The sequence below is a fragment of the Marinobacter sp. NFXS9 genome (assembly GCF_040148665.1).
GTDB lineage: Bacteria > Pseudomonadota > Gammaproteobacteria > Pseudomonadales > Oleiphilaceae > Marinobacter_A > Marinobacter_A mangrovi.
The window spans coordinates 129,015-145,145 of record NZ_JAGDDW010000006.1 but is presented as its reverse complement, the minus strand read 5'-3'; the positions used below and the strand labels follow the sequence as shown (position 1 = coordinate 145,145).

14 protein-coding genes are annotated in these 16,131 nt (G+C 62.1%); 7 read left to right on the top strand and 7 right to left on the bottom strand.

What is annotated here, in order from left to right:
- Nucleotides 1-20: 20 nt before the first annotated feature.
- The 3 genes from J3364_RS11375 to cysZ form a co-directional block, all read right to left on the bottom strand.
- Complete coding sequence (locus J3364_RS11375) at nucleotides 21-2,471, bottom strand: acyl-CoA dehydrogenase (protein ID WP_349558465.1); 2,451 nt, start codon at nucleotides 2,469-2,471, stop codon at nucleotides 21-23.
- A gap of 186 nt (nucleotides 2,472-2,657) precedes the next feature.
- Nucleotides 2,658-5,519 (bottom strand): RNA polymerase-associated protein RapA, encoded by a 2,862-nt coding sequence (gene rapA, locus J3364_RS11370; protein ID WP_349558464.1) that lies wholly within the window; start codon nucleotides 5,517-5,519, stop codon nucleotides 2,658-2,660.
- 58 nt (nucleotides 5,520-5,577) lie between these two features.
- Nucleotides 5,578-6,324 carry a sulfate transporter CysZ gene (gene cysZ, locus J3364_RS11365; protein WP_349558463.1) on the bottom strand — a complete coding sequence of 249 codons (747 nt, stop codon included), beginning with the start codon at nucleotides 6,322-6,324 and terminating at the stop codon, nucleotides 5,578-5,580.
- Nucleotides 6,325-6,415: 91 nt separating this feature from the next.
- Here cysZ and J3364_RS11360 point away from each other — a divergent pair, with 91 nt between their 5' ends.
- Complete coding sequence (locus J3364_RS11360) at nucleotides 6,416-6,844, top strand: VanZ family protein (protein ID WP_349558462.1); 429 nt, start codon at nucleotides 6,416-6,418, stop codon at nucleotides 6,842-6,844.
- Between the two features lie 462 nt (nucleotides 6,845-7,306).
- Here J3364_RS11360 and J3364_RS11355 read toward each other — a convergent pair whose 3' ends face one another.
- Complete coding sequence (locus J3364_RS11355; RefSeq protein ID WP_349558461.1) at nucleotides 7,307-7,966, bottom strand: class I SAM-dependent methyltransferase; 660 nt, start codon at nucleotides 7,964-7,966, stop codon at nucleotides 7,307-7,309.
- Between the two features lie 71 nt (nucleotides 7,967-8,037).
- On the opposite strand from J3364_RS11355, the gene mnmH reads away from it, so the two are divergent.
- The 5 genes from mnmH (at nucleotide 8,038) to J3364_RS11330 (ending at nucleotide 12,645) form a co-directional block, all read left to right on the top strand.
- Nucleotides 8,038-9,138, top strand: coding sequence for a tRNA 2-selenouridine(34) synthase MnmH (gene mnmH / locus J3364_RS11350; RefSeq protein ID WP_349558591.1), 1,101 nt, complete (start codon nucleotides 8,038-8,040; stop codon nucleotides 9,136-9,138).
- Nucleotides 9,139-9,352: 214 nt separating this feature from the next.
- The gene (locus J3364_RS11345) at nucleotides 9,353-10,192 is read left to right on the top strand and encodes a mechanosensitive ion channel family protein (RefSeq protein ID WP_349558460.1); all 840 of its coding nucleotides are present in this window, start codon (nucleotides 9,353-9,355) and stop codon (nucleotides 10,190-10,192) included.
- A gap of 188 nt (nucleotides 10,193-10,380) precedes the next feature.
- Entirely contained in the window at nucleotides 10,381-10,887 is a 507-nt protein-coding gene (locus J3364_RS11340; RefSeq protein WP_123634694.1) for an aminoacyl-tRNA deacylase, read from the top strand.
- Between the two features lie 77 nt (nucleotides 10,888-10,964).
- Nucleotides 10,965-12,251: an FAD-dependent monooxygenase gene (locus J3364_RS11335; RefSeq protein ID WP_349558459.1), complete on the top strand. Its 1,287-nt coding sequence runs from the start codon at nucleotides 10,965-10,967 to the stop codon at nucleotides 12,249-12,251.
- Nucleotides 12,252-12,279: 28 nt separating this feature from the next.
- On the top strand, nucleotides 12,280-12,645 hold the full coding sequence (locus J3364_RS11330; protein ID WP_349558458.1) for a histidine triad nucleotide-binding protein: 366 nt from the start codon (nucleotides 12,280-12,282) through the stop codon (nucleotides 12,643-12,645).
- 43 nt (nucleotides 12,646-12,688) lie between these two features.
- Here J3364_RS11330 and J3364_RS11325 read toward each other — a convergent pair whose 3' ends face one another.
- Both J3364_RS11325 and J3364_RS11320 read right to left on the bottom strand, forming a co-directional pair.
- The gene (locus J3364_RS11325) at nucleotides 12,689-13,108 is read right to left on the bottom strand and encodes a GFA family protein (RefSeq protein ID WP_349558457.1); all 420 of its coding nucleotides are present in this window, start codon (nucleotides 13,106-13,108) and stop codon (nucleotides 12,689-12,691) included.
- 39 nt (nucleotides 13,109-13,147) lie between these two features.
- Entirely contained in the window at nucleotides 13,148-14,083 is a 936-nt protein-coding gene (locus tag J3364_RS11320; RefSeq protein WP_349558456.1) for a 5'-nucleotidase, read from the bottom strand.
- A 361-nt stretch (nucleotides 14,084-14,444) separates the two neighbouring features.
- Here J3364_RS11320 and J3364_RS11315 point away from each other — a divergent pair, with 361 nt between their 5' ends.
- Entirely contained in the window at nucleotides 14,445-15,725 is a 1,281-nt protein-coding gene (locus tag J3364_RS11315; protein WP_349558455.1) for a maltoporin, read from the top strand.
- A 137-nt stretch (nucleotides 15,726-15,862) separates the two neighbouring features.
- On the opposite strand, the gene J3364_RS11310 is transcribed toward J3364_RS11315, so the two are convergent.
- Nucleotides 15,863-16,117, bottom strand: a complete 255-nt coding sequence (locus tag J3364_RS11310; protein ID WP_349558454.1) for a DUF2164 domain-containing protein — start codon at nucleotides 16,115-16,117, stop codon at nucleotides 15,863-15,865.
- Between the last annotated feature and the right edge of the window lie 14 nt (nucleotides 16,118-16,131).

The window sequence follows — 16,131 nt, the reverse complement described above, 5'->3', positions numbered from 1 at the left end:
GCGGGGCTGAAGGGATCGGATCAGGCCGCGTCGTGGCGGACGATGGAGTCCTTCTGCTGCGCAAAGGCATCGAAGGCGAAATCGTCGACCGTGAGCATTTCCAGTACGCGGGCTTCGTAATCACGCATGAATTCCGCGTCCTCCTGGCTCAGGATGTCCGCCTTCAGGGCCGCCTCGAAACGGTCTTCCGGATGCAACGCTTCCTGCGGCAGCTCGCCCTTGGCGTATGCCTTGTTCACCGCGCGATAGAGTTTCTCGGCACGCTCGTATTCGACCAGCAGATCGTTGTACTGCGCCACCGGGTTGTCCACTCCGCCCTCGACGTGGGTGGTCCAGGCCGGACGCAGCAGTTTCTCGCGCAGCGGCGTCGCCAGGGTAATGGATTTGGCCAGGGCCCGTGACACGTCGTCATGCGGCATATCCCAGCGCCGGCCCAGTGGCAGTGTCAGCGCCCGCAGTGCCCAGGCCACCGGCCGATTGGGCAGGTTCTGGAGCAGTTCGTCCAGGGCGGTCTCGGTGCGGTGCAACAACAGACCCAGGCTGTACTGGACCAGTTCCTTCTCGCCCTCCACCGGCTGGGTTTCGTTCCAGTTCTTCAGCACCATGGAAGCCAGGTACAGATTGGCCAGCATGTCCCCCAGGCGGGCGGAAATCAGCTCGCGCATCTTGAGCTGTGAACCCAGCGTGGTCATGGCGGCATCGGCACACAGGCCAAAGGCGGCACTGAAACGCGAGACGGCCTGGGCGTAGCGCCGGGTGACGGCATCGAACGGCACATCCGGATGGCCCAGCCCCAGACCCTGGGTGAAGGCCCGCGCCGCATTGCCGAAGATCAGCCCGGCGTGGCCGAAGAAGGCGCGGTCGAACGCGTCGACATCGTCGTTGTCCTTCGCCGCCAGCTCTTCCAGCACGTACGGATGGCAGCGGATAGCGCCCTGACCAAAGATCATCAGGCTGCGGGTCATGATGTTGGCGCCTTCCACGGTGATGGAGACCGCCGCACCGCTGTAGCCGATACCCAGGTAGTTACGCGGCCCCAAGGTGACCGTCTTGCCGCCATGGACGTCCATGGCATCGGTCAGGCACTGGCGCTGCATTTCGGTCAGGTGGTACTTGAGGATGGCTGACGGAACGGCCGGCTTCTCGCCCTTGTCCACCATGTTGGCCGTCTGGTAGACCGACGACTGGGCGATGTAGGTCAGGCCGGCGATCCGCGCCAATGGGCCCTGTACGCCTTCCATTTCCGCCACCGGCGTATTGAACTGACGGCGTACGCGGGTGAAGCCACCAGCGGTGCCCACGGCCGCAGCCGCAGCGCCCGCCGCACCTGACGGCAGCGTGATACAGCGGCCCACGGAAAGGCACTCGACCAGCATGCGCCAGCCTTCACCGGCCATATCCGGTCCACCGATGATGTAGTCCAGCGGGATGAAGACGTCCTTACCCTTGATCGGCCCGTTCATGAACGGGGAGCCGATCGGGCAATGGCGGCGACCAATCTCCATGCCCTTGGTTTCGCGGGGCACCAGGGCGCAGGTAATGCCCAGGTCTTCCTGGTCACCCAGCAGGTTATCCGGGTCGAACATGCGGAACGCCAGACCGACGACCGTGGCGATCGGCGCCAGGGTGATCCAGCGCTTCTCGAAATTCAGGCGCAGGCCGATGACTTCCTTGCCCTCGAATTCGCCCTTGCAGACGATGCCGGTGTCCGGCAGCGAGGTGGCATCGGAACCGGCCCGCGGCCCCGTCAGACCGAAGCAGGGAATGTCACGGCCATCCGCCAGACGCGGCAGGTAGTGGTTTTTCTGCTCTTCGGTACCGTATTTGAGCAGCAACTCGCCGGGGCCGAGGGAGTTGGGCACGCCGACGGATACCATCAGCGACTCGTTGGACGCCAGACGCTGCAGCACAGCCGACTGCGCCTTGGCGGAGAATTCCAGGCCGCCGTATTCCTTGGGAATGATCATCCCGAAGAACCCTTCCTTCTTCAGGTAATCCCACACTTCCTGCGGCAGGTCGGCCCGCTCGACGGCCACGTCCCAGGCGTTGCAGAGGCTGATGGCGTGTACGCACTGGTTATCGATAAACGCCTGCTCTTCGTCAGTCAGGCCGTTGTTGCGGTCGATCAGCAGCTTCTGCCAGTCCGGCCGACCGGTGAACAGCTCACCGTCCCAGCCGACGCTGCCCGCTTCCAGGGCCACCTTCTCGGTGTCGGACACCTTGGGCGCCACTTTCTTGAACATGGCGAAAATACGCGGGGTCAGCCAGGCACTGCGGAAACCGGGCAGACCACAGGCGGCGGTGATCACGGCACCGGCGAACAGCACCAGCGCCAGCCAGCCGGAGGCGAAAATCAGCGACACCAGGCCGAACCCGGCCATCACGCCAATCGCCGACTTGGCACCGGACTCCTTGCGTAATACCAGAAGCAGTCCGGCAAGGGACAACAGGACTAGAATCAAAGTCGTCATAGGCGGTCTCAGTCTTCCATGTTATTGAAATGACTGGGCTGCCACACGGGCAGCCCTTGGCAATCCACTTAATGCTACGTTTAACCTACCGCAATGGATGGCTCCCGGCCAGTGACTGAGTCGCCATCTGTCAATGCGCCTTTCGGCGAATCCCCGATGGCGTGATCCAGGCACCGTTCCGACCTCTTACGACGACACGATCACCCGCAGGCCGCTCAGCGACATGCGCGCCTTGTCGATGGCCGCCTCGCCGGCCGCCAGCTGCGCTTCGAAGAACTGGATCTCCTCGTCACGGATCGCCGGATTGATCGGTTGCAGGGCCCGCAAGCGATCGACTTCCGGGGTAATCAGTGCACGCAGCCGCTGCAGCGCCGATGCCTGCACCTCACCCAGCCGCTCGGCGGCAAAGCCTTCGGCGTGGTCGATCATGGTTTCGACCTCGGCACGCACCTGCGGCACCACTGCCTGGGCCGTGCGCCGGCGGATGTTGGAACAGAGTTCGTTGAGCCGATCATGGGGTAGCGCGCCGGACAGGTCCTTGCCATTCACGTCCACCAGCAGGCGCAGCGGCGCCAACGGCAGGCAACGGGACAGCTGCAGGCTGTCCGGCGCTGGGCAATGCAGGGTGAACAGGGTCTCCAACAGCAGCGTACCCGGCGGCAGCCCTTTCACGGACAGGCTCGCCAGCGCCGCGTTCCCCAGCTCCGAATCGGTCATCAGCTCCATCACGCCGGCCACCATGGGGTGCTCCCAGCTCAGGAACGCCAGGTCTTCCCGCTCCAGGGCCTGCTGACGGTCGAAGGTTACGGTGATACCGTCTTGCGGCAATCCCGGGAAGTGGCCGGTCAGCATATGGTCGGACGGTTTGAGCACGTCCGATGTTTCGGTGTGGTCCTCGGTCTCGACGCCGAAGATATCGAAGGCCTCGGTCATGTAATCCACCAGGCCGGACGCCTGCTCTTCGGTCTCGATCGCTTCGATCAGCGTCTGGGCCGCTTCCGGGCGGCAGGAATTCATCTCGATCAGGGCGTCCCGACCGGCCTGCAGGCGCTCACGCAAGGCCTCGGCCTGCTCGCGGGTCGCATCGATCAGGGCCTGCCGATCGGCTTCCGGATTGTCCAGCGCAGCGTCCAGTTGCGCCTGTACTTCGGCTTTCACGGCCACGCCCACGGCGGTGTTGCGACTCAGGGCATCGAGGCCGTCGTGATACCAGTGGAACAGAGTTTCCTGAGACGTGCCTTCCAGGTAGGGCACATGAATATCGATCACATCCCCCTGCCCGATCCGATCCAGGCGACCAATACGCTGCTCCAGCAGATCCGGGTTGGCCGGCAGGTCGAACAACACCAAGTGATGGGCAAACTGGAAGTTGCGGCCTTCGCTGCCGATCTCGGAGCAGATCAGCGCCTGGGCACCCTGTTCCGTCTCGGTGAAGTAGGCGGCGGCACGGTCCCGCTCCACCAGGCTCAGGCCTTCGTGGAAGGCGGCACTGCGAATGCCGGCGCGCAGTTGCAGGTGATGCTCCAGCGCGGTAGCGGTCTCGGCGTTGGCACAAATCACCACCACCTTGGCCGGACGCAGGCCGGTCAGCGTTTTTTCCAGCCAGTTCACCCGGGGATCATCCGCCAGCCAGGTCTCTTCCACCAGCCCGGCTTCCGGCGCCATCCCGTCTTCACCAGCACGGCGCTCGGCATACAGATCCGGGCAGGGTAACGGCGCCGGATGCACGCGACGCTCCGGAAAGCCCTGGATGGCTGAGCGGGTGTTGCGGAACAGTACGCGGCCGGTGCCGTGGCGGTCCAGCAAGGTGTTGATCAGGGCCTCGCCGCTGTCGTCTTTAGCCAACAGCCCGTCCAGCTCGTCACCCAGCCAGTTGGCGAGCTGCTCCCGTTGCTGCGCATCCGGCTGACCGCCACGGGCCTGGAGATCCCGCACCAGGGCATTGATATCCGCGTAGCGCGCTTCCTCTTGCTCGAAGGCCGCCAGGTCGGGATAGCGGGCCGGGTCCAGCAGCCGCAAGCGGGCAAAGTGGCCGGCCAGGCCCATCTGCTCTGGTGTCGCGGTCAGCAACAGGAGACCGCGGATCTCGGCCGCCAGTTTTTCCACCGCCTGGTATTCCGGGCTGGCCGCTTCCGGCGACCAGGCCAGGTGATGGGCCTCGTCCACCACCATCAGATCCCATCCGGCTCGCAGGGCGTCCCGCTGGGCTTTCTCGCTGCCGGCCAGGAAGTCCAGACTGCACAGGACCAGTTGAGATTGTTCGAAGGGGTTTTCACCGTCCCCATCGTCGTCCTCGTCCGAGGCCTCTCCCAGCATCGCCAGGATCTTGTCGGCCGCGTCGTCCAGCTCGTAGTGGGAACCATCGACGATGGAAAACGACAGGTTAAAACGGCGCAGCATTTCCACCAGCCACTGATGGATCAGCGAGTCCGGCACCACAATGAGCACGCGGCGGGCCAGGCCGGTCTGGAGCTGGGAATGCAGGATCAGACCCGCCTCGATGGTCTTGCCCAGACCCACTTCGTCCGCCAGCAGCACCCGCGGCGCGTAACGCCGTGCCACTTCGCCGGCAATATAGATCTGGTGCGGCAGGTGGCTGGTGCGCGCGCCGATCAGGCCCCGGGCCGGTGACTGGCGCAGGCGCTCCTGGTGCTCGACCGTGGCCATACGCAGCCGGAAGGCCCCGTTACGATCGAAGCGACCGGCGAACAGGCGCTGGCGCGGGTCGGTAAAACGCACATGGCTACCCAGCTTGACCTCGGAGATCTGTTGGAGCTCACCCTCAGCATCTTCGGCGTGATACATGAGGACGCCGTCGATGTCCTCCACCGCCCGCACGGTGAGCGATTCGCCGTCGAACGTCTCTATGGTGTCGCCCAGCTGGTAGCTGACCCGGGCCAACGGCGCGTTATCGGTGGCGTAGGTCCGCTCCTCGTCCACCGCTGGGAACCCGAGGGTCACCCGACGGCCGGAGATATCCGTGACGATACCCAGACCCAGGGAGGCGTCGCTGTGACTGACCCACCGCTGACCAATGACAAATTCCATGCTTTGATTCACCTTGCAGAACTGATTTGAACGGAAAAAGGGGAGCCCGGGCGCGGGTTCAGGCCTGGCCTGAACGCTCGCGAACCCAGTAGGCCGTCGCGCCGCACACCGCGGCGGGCACGACAAAGAGGTTGAGCACCGGGACCATGGCGGCCAGCGCCACCGGCAAACCGAAGCCCATGGCCGACAGGCGCTTGGCCGCCAGCATGCGACGCAGGTTGCCAAAGCTGACCCGGTGGTTATCGGCCGGATAATCCACATACTGCAGCGCCATCATCCAGCTGTTGAACAGGAACCAGAGGACCGCCGACACCAGGTTCACGACGGGCACCAACCCCAGGACCAGCAACAGGACCGCCCGGGGCAGGTAGTAGAGGATCTTCTGGACTTCGCGCCAGAGTGCCCGTGGAATGTCCTTGATGATCTGCCCCCAGCCACCGTCGACGGTCACTTCCTGGCCAGTGAGTTCCTTTTCGGTCAACTCGGCGAGATAGCCGTAGAACGGGGAACCGATCAGGTTGGCAACGATCACAAAGCCGTAGGCCATCATCAGCAGGATGACCACGCCATAGAGCAGCCAGAACAGCCAGTCGAGGGACTGCAGCCAGTTCCAGTCGGGCAGCCAGCCCATCGCCATGGCAATCAGGGCGCTGAAGCCGTGGGCCATGAAATAGAACAGGGCAGCAAACAGGATGATGTTGAGGACGATCGGGATGATCACGAACAACCGGAGGCCGGGCCGGCGGATCAGCCGGAAACCCTCTCCCAGGCAGCCCAGGCCTTGAAAGAAATTGCCCTTAAGCATGTCAGTCTCCTCCGGTTTCCTGGCGCAGTTCCGGCCGGAAGCCTCTGGCGAATGCAGGGCCCCCTGGCGGAATTCGGGCGCAGAGCATACCATGACCGGCTCATTGACCATACCCGCCACAACCCCGGGAGCATCGATCCACACCATGACCGACCTGCTTCGCTCGCTGATCCATCAAACCCGCCTGTGGCGCGCTGCCCTGTTCGTGTCGATGGCCGTTATCCTGTGGCTGGCCACGGCGCAACTGGACCATCCGATCGAGGTCTCCAGCTGGGACAAGATCAACCATCTGGTGGCCTTCATCGAGGTCACCCTGCTCACCCGCCTGGGCTGGCCGCAGATGAAAGCCCTGCACGTCGCCGTGGCCATGCTGGGTTTTGGGGTGCTCATCGAGATTGTCCAGTTCCCCCTGCCTTACCGGGAAACGTCGCTGCTGGATGTCTTTGCCGACAGCCTGGGTATCGCCGCCGGTCTCATCCTCTGGCGCTTTACCGGTGCCCGCCTTTCGGCTGCCTCGTAGGAAACCTTCCAGCATCCGCGTAGGAAATATCGCACACCCACGTAAGAAATGGCGATTTTGTGCTGTGGGAGTGGTACAACAACGCCAACCTTAAATTTGTATCTTAATGTTATTTAAGGGTATTCAGATTCCATGACGCAACCGTCACATTTCTACAGGAACACCGTCACACGAAAATCATATTCAGATTGATATAGTTAAATTGTCAGGAAGACAGGGAAAGGACGATACACGGAGAAGTTCCTCACAGGATTGTGAGGGGAAGCAGGGAACAAAGGGACTTCACGCTTAAGGGACTCTAATTACTGGATCGCTGGCTCGGACGCCGGCGCCACGGAGTTGGCCAGGGACTTCAAAACGCGACAGGGTGTCTACGCGCGCAGGGATGCGAATACCCGTTCCGACGAAGGGCAACGTTTGTTGCCCTTTTTTATGCCTGTACCGCCACCCCAAAGCCGACGCCTACCTTTGCGCCTGATAGATACGCACGCGATTGAACTCCTCGAATTCGTGCAGGTCCGGCCAGGTTCGGGCCTCATGCACCGTCTGCAGGAGGTAGTGATCGTCCCCCAGATCCTTCACCCGGGAATCCGCCAGCAGAACCCGCGGCGCTGCCTCACGAAACGCCGACAGCAACGGTCGGTTCTCCGGGTCGTACAGCACATCCGCCGCGGTGACCACGTCGAATCCATCCCCGCGCCGGTGCCAGTCGTCACACAAGTCCACCTGCACGCCATTGGCTTCGGCATTGGCCATCACCGCGGCCAAGGCATCGTCATCGATGTCGCAGGCCACCACCTGGCGGGCCCCCGCCCGGGCTGCAGCGATGGCCACGATGCCCGATCCCGACCCGAAATCGATCACCCGCCGGTCGGCGACCGATTCCGGATGAGCCAGGATGTATTGCGCCAGCACCTGCCCACTGGCCCAGCAGAAGGACCAGTAGGCCGGTTCGGCCACCACGGCCTGGGCTTCATCGTGACTGAGCGGACCTTCCAGCACTGCGGGATCGAACAGGTACAGGTCGATGGCCGGACAACCGGCAGGGGCCGTGAGCGCAACGCGCCCCCGGCTCAGGGTGCGGCGCATGCGCGTGTTGAGGTGGTCATGGGTCTGGAGCATGCCGCATTCTAACCGGCTGATACGGGGCCGGCCATCCGTTATACTGCGCCCACCACTTCCAGACTGCCGAAATAATGCCCAGACCCGACACCCAGGATTACCTCGACCTCTTCCTCAACGACACGCCGCTGATGGATGTCCGAGCCCCGGTGGAGTTCAGCAAGGGCTCCTTTCCCACCGCCATCAATGCGCCCCTGATGAACGACGACGAGCGGCACCGGGTGGGTATCCGCTACAAGGAGGCCGGTCAGCAGTCCGCGATCGAACTGGGCCATCAACTGGTGCAGGGCGACATCAAGCAGCAGCGGATCGAGTCCTGGATCCGGTTCACCCAGCAGCATCCGGACGGGTATCTGTTCTGCTTCCGCGGCGGCCTGCGTTCGCAGCTGACCCAGCGCTGGATCCACGATGCCGGTGTCGACTTCCCGCTGGTCAAGGGCGGTTACAAGGCCCTCCGGCGCTTTTTGATCGACGCCCAGGAGGCCCTGCTACCGGAGCTGCCGATCTACATCATCAGCGGCCGCACCGGAACCGGCAAGACCCGGGTCCTGCTGGACACCCCCAATCCGGTCGACCTGGAAGGCATGGCCCATCACCGGGGTTCCAGCTTTGGCCGGACATTGACGCCGCAGCCCAGCCAGATCGACTTTGAAAACCGCGTGGCGATCGCCCTGCTCAAGGCAAAACACCGGTTTGGCGGCCCGGTCTTCCTGGAAGACGAGAGTCGGCTGGTGGGGCGCTGCGCCCTGCCCCACAATCTGCGCGACCGCATGGCCGAAGCACCGCTGCTGATTCTGGAGAACACACTCGAAGAGCGGGTCGACATCATCCGCCAGGACTACGTCACCGACATGCTCGCCGCCTTTATCGAGCGTGATGGCGAGGAGGCCGGCTGGCTGAATTTCCGAGACTACCTGCTCAGCGCCCTGGACCGGATCCGCAAACGCCTCGGTGGCCAGCGCCACCAGGCGCTGAGGGACGTGATGGTTCAGGCCCTGGACGAACAGCAGCGAAGCGGCGACGTCAGCCGTCACGCCGAGTGGATTCAGGTGCTGCTGCAGGACTATTACGATCCCATGTACGACTATCAACTGAGCCAGAAAGCCGGACGCATCGCGGCCCGGGGCAATCCCGACGAGCTTCGCGAGTGGGCTGCCAACGCATCAGGCTGAAATCCCACATGGCACACAATGAATCCAATAACGACCGGCGACGTACAGTCTCCGCTGAGAGACTGGCCGATAACGACCTGATCCAGCGGTGTATTTGACTCGGCATTTTCTGCTATATAAAACCAGTAAACCTCAAGTACGCGGGGCCGCGGTGCCACCTCTCCGGCGTTCCAGCAATCCAAACCGGAATTAAAGACAGCAACAAGGAGTTCTCATGGAAAATCTCTTCTCCGGCGACGGACAGGTCGCTGAACTGGCCCAGATGGCCTACGGCATGGTGATGGCGTACGCGCCGAAGGTGATTCTGGCGATCGTCACACTGATCATCGGCCTCTGGCTGATCAATCGTTTTATCAGCGTCCTGGACAAGAAACTGGGCGCCAAGGATCCGACACTCAACAAATTCCTGTGCGGCCTGATCGGCGCCGTCCTGAAGATCCTGCTGTTCATCTCAGTGGCCTCGATGGTCGGCATTGCCACCACCTCGTTCGTAGCCATCATGGGTGCCGCCGGCCTGGCGGTGGGTCTGGCCCTGCAGGGCAGCCTCGCCAACTTTGCCGGCGGCGTGTTGATCCTGATCTTCAAGCCGTTCAAGGTCGGTGATGTCATCGAAGCCCAGGGCTTCTTCGGCAGTGTTGTTGAAATCCAGATCCTCTACACCATCATCAACACCTTCGATAACCGCCGCATCGTCATTCCCAACGGCCAGCTGTCCAACGCCAGCCTGACCAACGTCAACGCCTACAACACGCGGCGGGCCGACATGGTCTTTGGCATCGGCTACGGCGACGACATCGACAAGGCCAAGGCCATCCTCAAGCGTCTGATCGAGGAAGACGAGCGCTCCCACGCCGATCCCGCCCCGAACATCTTTGTGGGCTCACTGGGTGAAAGCTCCGTCGATATCAATGTTCGCGTCTGGACCGACACTCCCAACGTCTGGCCTTTGATCTGGGACATGCAGGAAAAGGTCAAGAAAGCCTTCGACGCCGAAGGGGTCACCATCCCTTTCCCGCAGCGCGACGTTCATTTGTATGAAACCAAAGGGGAATAACCCCCGCCCCGGAGCCCGGCGCCCGCCGGGCTCCATCCATCCCGCCAGATCAGCCGTCCGTCACATTCCCCACACCCGCGCCTCGCGTTCTCCGACCGCTGAACTATGCTTGCCAGTGAAACAGGTGGCCTTTGTCCGCATGGCGGCGCAGGGGTTCGTGCTGTCATTGCTGGTTGGAGGTTGTCTCGATGCCGGTTCAGCAATTGAAAGAATTTCTCGACGCTAAGGCAGTACCCTACGACTGCCTCTCCCACCCTCCGGCTTTCACCGCCCAGGAGTTGGCGCATCATGCGCACGTGTGCGGTGATGAGGTCGTCAAGACGGTCATCGTCGAACTCGACGGCAAGATGGCCATGCTCGTCATGCCGGCCACCTGGCGCGTCCGCTGGGATCGGCTCTCCTATGTACTCGATACAGACTTCGTCCAACTCGCCGACGAGGACGAGTTCAAGGACCGGTTCGCCCACTGCGAGGTGGGCGCCATGCCGCCGTTCGGCAATCTCTACGGCATGTCGGTCTACTGCAGCGAGGCGCTGACCAGCCAGGCTCACCTGGTGTTCGCCGCCGGCAGTCATACCGAGTCGATTCGCATGGCGACCAGCGACTTCCTGCGACTGTCCAATCCCATGGTGATCAACCAGGGATTCCGGCGTCCGGATTCGCCACGGCCGGCCTGGCTGCGCAAAGTGTCCTAGCACGGGCGGGGCACGTCGGGGTTTGCGGTGGTTTCGAACGGGCTCTAATATGAGGCCATTCGAATCAGGAAGCGGACATGACGCAAACTTTCGACGTGATCATCGTCGGCGCCGGCATGGTCGGCGCCGCACTCGCCAATGGCCTGGGCCGGGCCGGGCTCACGGTTGCCCTGCTCGACCGCCAGGAACCCGCCGCCTTTGATCCGGCCCGCGAGCCGGATCTGCGGGTTTCAGCCATCAGCGCCGGCAGCGAAGCCTACCTGGAGCGGCTCGGCGCCTGGTCTCGCATCCGCAGCATGCGGGCGGTGCCCTACCGGCGTCTGTCGGTGTGGGATGCGGCGCCTCATCCCCTGAGTCGCCTGATGCCCAGTGGCATCGCGCGGACCACGTTTGAAGCGGCTCCCTTGGGCCGGGACCACCTCGGCCACATCGTCGAGAACCGCATCACCCAACGGGCGCTGTGGGATCAGGCCGGCGAGTGCGCGCGCGTCGAGCGGATGACCACGGACCACATCGTCTCAGCCGTATCGGACGATGCACAGGTGACGCTCACCCTGGACGATGGCCGTATCCTGCACGCCGAATTACTGGTGGGCGCCGACGGTGCCCAGTCCCGCATCCGCCAGCTGGCCGGCATTGGCACCACCCGCGACCAATACGCCCAGCAGGCGCTGGTGGCCAGCGTGCGTTACACCGGGCCCCAACAGGACATCACCTGGCAGGCATTCCACCCCAGTGGCCCACGCGCCTTCCTGCCCCTGCACAGCGACGGAGAGTACAGCTGGGCTTCCCTCGTCTGGTACGACGACCCGGCCCGCCTGGCCAGTCTCAAACAGCTTCCGGACAGCGATTTCCTGGCCGCCGTTACCGATGCATTTCCGGCCGACCTGCCGCCGCTGACAGCCGTTGCCGGGCGGGCCAGCTTCCCCCTGGCCCGTCAGCACGCCAAACGCTATTCCGTGGATCGCATCGCGCTGGTCGGGGATGCCGCCCACACCATCAACCCCCTGGCCGGCCAGGGCGTCAATCTCGGCTTCCAGGACGCGGAAGTGTTGCAGCAAGAAGTGGTGGAAGCCCGTCGTGCCGGTCTCCCGATCGCAACGCCAGCCTTGCTTGCGCGCTATGAACGCCGACGGCGCCCGGCCAACCGGCGCATGATGCTGGCCATGGACCTGTTCTACCATGCCTTCAGCAATCGTCTGCCGCCGGTCCATCTGGCGCGCAACCTGGGGCTGGCGCTGGCCAATCACCTGCCCTTCGCCAAGCATCAGGTCGCCCGCTACGCCATGGGAATCGACGACACCCTGCCGCCGCTCCTGCAGCAACTGGTCGACCGGGCGCCGCGGCCCGCCTTTCTGAAATAGCACGGACAACACCGACAAAGGAGCCATCATGGCGGAAACCATCTTCGACAAGATCATCAATCGCGAGATTCCGGCCGACATCGTCTATGAAGACGACCAGAGCCTGGCGTTCAAGGACATCAACCCGCAGGCTCCGGTGCACCTGCTGATCATTCCCAAGGTCCGGATCGCCACCATCAACGACCTCAAGGACGATCAGGAAACGCTGATCGGCCATCTGTTCACGGTCGCGCGCGACCTGGCCAGGGAGATGGGGTTTGACGAAAGCGGTTACCGGGTGGTGATGAACTGCGGCGAGCAGGCCGGCCAGACCGTGTTCCATCTCCATCTTCACCTGCTGGCCGGCAAACCGCTGGGCTGGCCGCCCTACACGGATCGCATGAAGCAGGCCTGACGTTTGCGCAGGCGCAGCGGGCCGGCTCCCGACCCGCTGCAGACTATTTGATCCCGTAGCGTTCCAGAACCTCGGCCTCGGTCAGCATCGGCGTCTGGTTGGCAAAGTCGTAATAGCCCGGCTTGCTGTCGATAAAGATCTGGTTGCCCATCGCGAAGTCCGTTCCCGTCTCGAAAAAGCCGGCCGTCATGGCGTATTGGCCCGAGCCTTTGAACTTGTAGAACAGGTGCGTGCCGCAGCGATTGCAGAAGCCCCGCTCTGCCCAGTCCGACGAGGTGTAGACGGTCACGCTGTCGAGTCCGGTGATCTGGACCTCCTGACCGCAGTGGACGGCCAACAGGGGCCCGCCACCCCAACGGCGGCACATGCCGCAGTGACACACTTCGACCCGGTCACGTCGTGGCGCTGTTATGCTGACGGCGCCGCACAGGCACTGCCCCTTCATGATCTGTGTGTGCTCCATGCTCTCCCTCCCGATGATTTGCCTGCTGGTATGGAATCACTATAGCGCGGGCGCCGCGTTGGCGATGCCGAATGGAATATGCACCATCGGAATCGCACCGCCGGCGGATGACAGGTGACTTTTCTGGTCATCGAAGAACATATGCGGGCGCAATACTGCGAGAATGCGCTCCTTGGTCATACCACCCAGGAAGAAGGTTTCGTTGGCGTTCACGCCCCAGTGCTCCAGCGTGGTGACCACCCGCTCGTGAGCCGGTGCATTGCGGGCAGTGACAATCGCCATCCGCAGAATGCGGCGATAGTCGGCATTTTGGTCCACCGCCTTGTCCTCCAGCGCCTGCAGCAGCGACAGCTTGCGGAACAGGTCCGCCAAGGGCCCCGGGTTCAGCGGTACGTCGGCCTGATCCTGCTCATGCCGGTGAAAATCCGCCAGCTTGCCCTCTTTGTAAATCCGCTCCGAGGCGTCGTCGGCAATGACGCCGTCGAAGTCGAACGCGATACGCAGCTCCCCGTCACTGTCATCGTCCACCACCGCCGACGGCAGCACCAGGCCCGCCGGATAGCCAGCCTCGACCGCGTGCCGGATATCCCCCTGGTTGGCTGACAAAAACAGGGAAGCGTTGAATGCCGGAATATAGGGATATGGTGATTTGCCTTCGAGGAAAGCCGCCCGGGTGATGTCCAGGCCGTGGTGGCGGATCGAACGAAACACCCGTTTGCCGGTAATCGCCGAATTACGGGACAGCAGGATGACCTCCACCGGCCGCTCTTCGGCAAAATGCCGGTTGATGCTCAGGAAACGCCGCACAAAGGGAAAAGCCACACCCTTGCCCAGCGGAACGTCCAGCTGCCGCTCCTGGTAGTGGCGATAGGCGTTGGGCCCCTCCTCGCGAAAGACGGCGTCGGATTCGCTCAAATCAAAGAGCGCGCTGGACGCCACCGCAATCACCAGTTTCTGTTCGATTGGAAACGGCATGCCTACCTCGGCTCATTCTGTCTGTTCGGCAGGATAGCCGAACGGTGACCTTCAGACCCAATGATGGATCCTGTTGAAGCGCCTCGTAATTTTTGAACATGTATCAAGTCAGTAACAAAAAAGATCGGCGTTTTTTAGAAATAAGACCTCTTTAAGCGACTCCCTGACTTTATTTTTAAGGTCTTTGTATGTAATTTTACTAACACTTTTGCAAATACGCCTCAGGGCTACACCCCTAAAAAATTGCAAAAGGATGAGGAGCCGCAAGCGGGAGTGGCTCGCAGAACCCACGTCCTCCGGGAAGAAGGACAACCCGCGTTGCGCTCCATGTCTGACTAACAACAACACCAGGACAAAGATCATGAGCGATAACAATAAGTTTCCTCTGCTCCGTCGCCATCAACTGGCTGCCGCCGTCGCGGCCGTGATGGTCTCAACCTCTGCCGCAGCTGTCGATTTCCACGGCTACTTCCGTTCCGGTATCGGTGACACCGTTGGCGGTGGTGACCAGGCCTGTTTCAAGGCTGCCGGCGCCGGCGCCAAATACCGTCTCGGTAACGAGTGCGAAACCTACGCTGAAATCCAGATGGGTGATGAAGTCTACAAGGAAGGCGATACCAGCTTTTACGTAGACTCCATGATTGCCTACGTCACCAACCAGGAAAACGACGGTGAATTCAGCTCCGATGGCAACGCCAATGTGGGCGTAAGGCAGTTCAACGTTCAGGGTAAAAACGTCATTAAATCCCTGCCGGGCTCCACACTCTGGATCGGTAAGCGCTATTACCAGCGTCATGACGTGCACATCAATGACTTCTACTACTGGGATGTTTCCGGTCCGGGTGTGGGCCTGGAAGACATCGACGTCGGTACCGGTAAGCTGCATCTGGCCTGGACCCGTTCCACCAACGACACCTCTGGCACCAACGTCAGCACCGACGACGACGTGACCAACGACATCCTCGACGTCCGCTGGACCGACCTGCCGGTCAACCCGGGCGGCACGCTGGAAGTCGGTTTCGACTATGGCCACGCCAACCTGACCGACGCTCAGGATGACGCCAACATCGCCGACGACCAGAGCGGTTACATGGTGACCGCAGAGCACAAGCAGTCCGATTTCCTCGGTGGCTACAACAAATTCACCCTTCAGTACGCCACGGATTCCATGATCAATGGCACCGGTAAAAGCAACAGTGTCTACAGCGGCAAGATGTACCGTGTGATTGATCAGGGTGTCATTCCCGTCGGCACCGAAAACCTGCAGATGTTCTATGTTGGCATCTACCAGGACAACGATTTCGACAGCAATGACGGCGGTCAGTGGATGTCAGCCGGTTTCCGGCCGACCTATTACTGGAATGACCTGATGAGCACGGCGGTCGAACTGGGTCTCGACAAAGTGAAGCCGGATGCTGACGGCGAAGACGACTACGACCTGCAGAAAGTGACCCTGTCCCAGCAGTGGGAACCGGGCCGCACCTTCTTCGCACGTCCCCAGCTGCGCCTGTTCGCGACTTACGCGCATTGGAGCGACAACTACAATGCCGCTGTCGTGGCCAACGGCCCCGACCAGGATGCCATCGATATCGACGATACGGATGGCGTGACCTTCGGCGCCCAGGCTGAAGTGTGGTGGTAAACCTCCGCTAACTCTCCTTGTTGCGTCTTTTGGCGTGGGCAGCTTCGGCTGACCCACGCCTTTTTGATTCAATCGGTCTATGCGGCTTCCAAGGCGGCGACAACCCTTTCCCGTCACACGAAGCGCCAACCCTGCGACTATTTGCGGAAATCAGTGGGCTGCTCCAGCTCGAGCACCGCTTCCCCCAGTTCGTCCACCTTTTTCTGGAACAGGGCCTGGGCGTCATAGAGTCCGCGATTGTAGAAGTAGGCGCCCACTTCCCCGGCGAAGAAATCGATCAGGAACTCCGCGTCGAACTGCCCAATATCCTGGTCCAGCTCTTCCCTGAAATAGAGCTTTACCTTCTGCACCACCTGTCGCTTTTCTTCCGTGGTAAACCGGATCTTTTCCATGATCAACTCCGCGA

Excerpts from the sequence above, each read along its gene's own strand:
- J3364_RS11355 (WP_349558461.1), bottom strand. The coding sequence starts at position 7,966 with ATGCTCCAGACCCATGACCACCTCAACACGCGCATGCGCCGCACCCTG.
- J3364_RS11335 (WP_349558459.1), top strand. The coding sequence starts at position 10,965 with ATGACGCAAACTTTCGACGTGATCATCGTCGGCGCCGGCATGGTCGGC.
- J3364_RS11320 (WP_349558456.1), bottom strand. The coding sequence starts at position 14,083 with ATGCCGTTTCCAATCGAACAGAAACTGGTGATTGCGGTGGCGTCCAGC.
- cysZ (WP_349558463.1), bottom strand. The coding sequence starts at position 6,324 with ATGCTTAAGGGCAATTTCTTTCAAGGCCTGGGCTGCCTGGGAGAGGGT.
- J3364_RS11310 (WP_349558454.1), bottom strand. The coding sequence starts at position 16,117 with ATGGAAAAGATCCGGTTTACCACGGAAGAAAAGCGACAGGTGGTGCAG.
- J3364_RS11345 (WP_349558460.1), top strand. The coding sequence starts at position 9,353 with ATGGAAAATCTCTTCTCCGGCGACGGACAGGTCGCTGAACTGGCCCAG.
- rapA (WP_349558464.1), bottom strand. The coding sequence starts at position 5,519 with ATGGAATTTGTCATTGGTCAGCGGTGGGTCAGTCACAGCGACGCCTCC.
- J3364_RS11315 (WP_349558455.1), top strand. The coding sequence starts at position 14,445 with ATGAGCGATAACAATAAGTTTCCTCTGCTCCGTCGCCATCAACTGGCT.
- J3364_RS11325 (WP_349558457.1), bottom strand. The coding sequence starts at position 13,108 with ATGGAGCACACACAGATCATGAAGGGGCAGTGCCTGTGCGGCGCCGTC.
- J3364_RS11360 (WP_349558462.1), top strand. The coding sequence starts at position 6,416 with ATGACCGGCTCATTGACCATACCCGCCACAACCCCGGGAGCATCGATC.
- J3364_RS11340 (WP_123634694.1), top strand. The coding sequence starts at position 10,381 with ATGCCGGTTCAGCAATTGAAAGAATTTCTCGACGCTAAGGCAGTACCC.
- J3364_RS11375 (WP_349558465.1), bottom strand. The coding sequence starts at position 2,471 with ATGACGACTTTGATTCTAGTCCTGTTGTCCCTTGCCGGACTGCTTCTG.
- J3364_RS11330 (WP_349558458.1), top strand. The coding sequence starts at position 12,280 with ATGGCGGAAACCATCTTCGACAAGATCATCAATCGCGAGATTCCGGCC.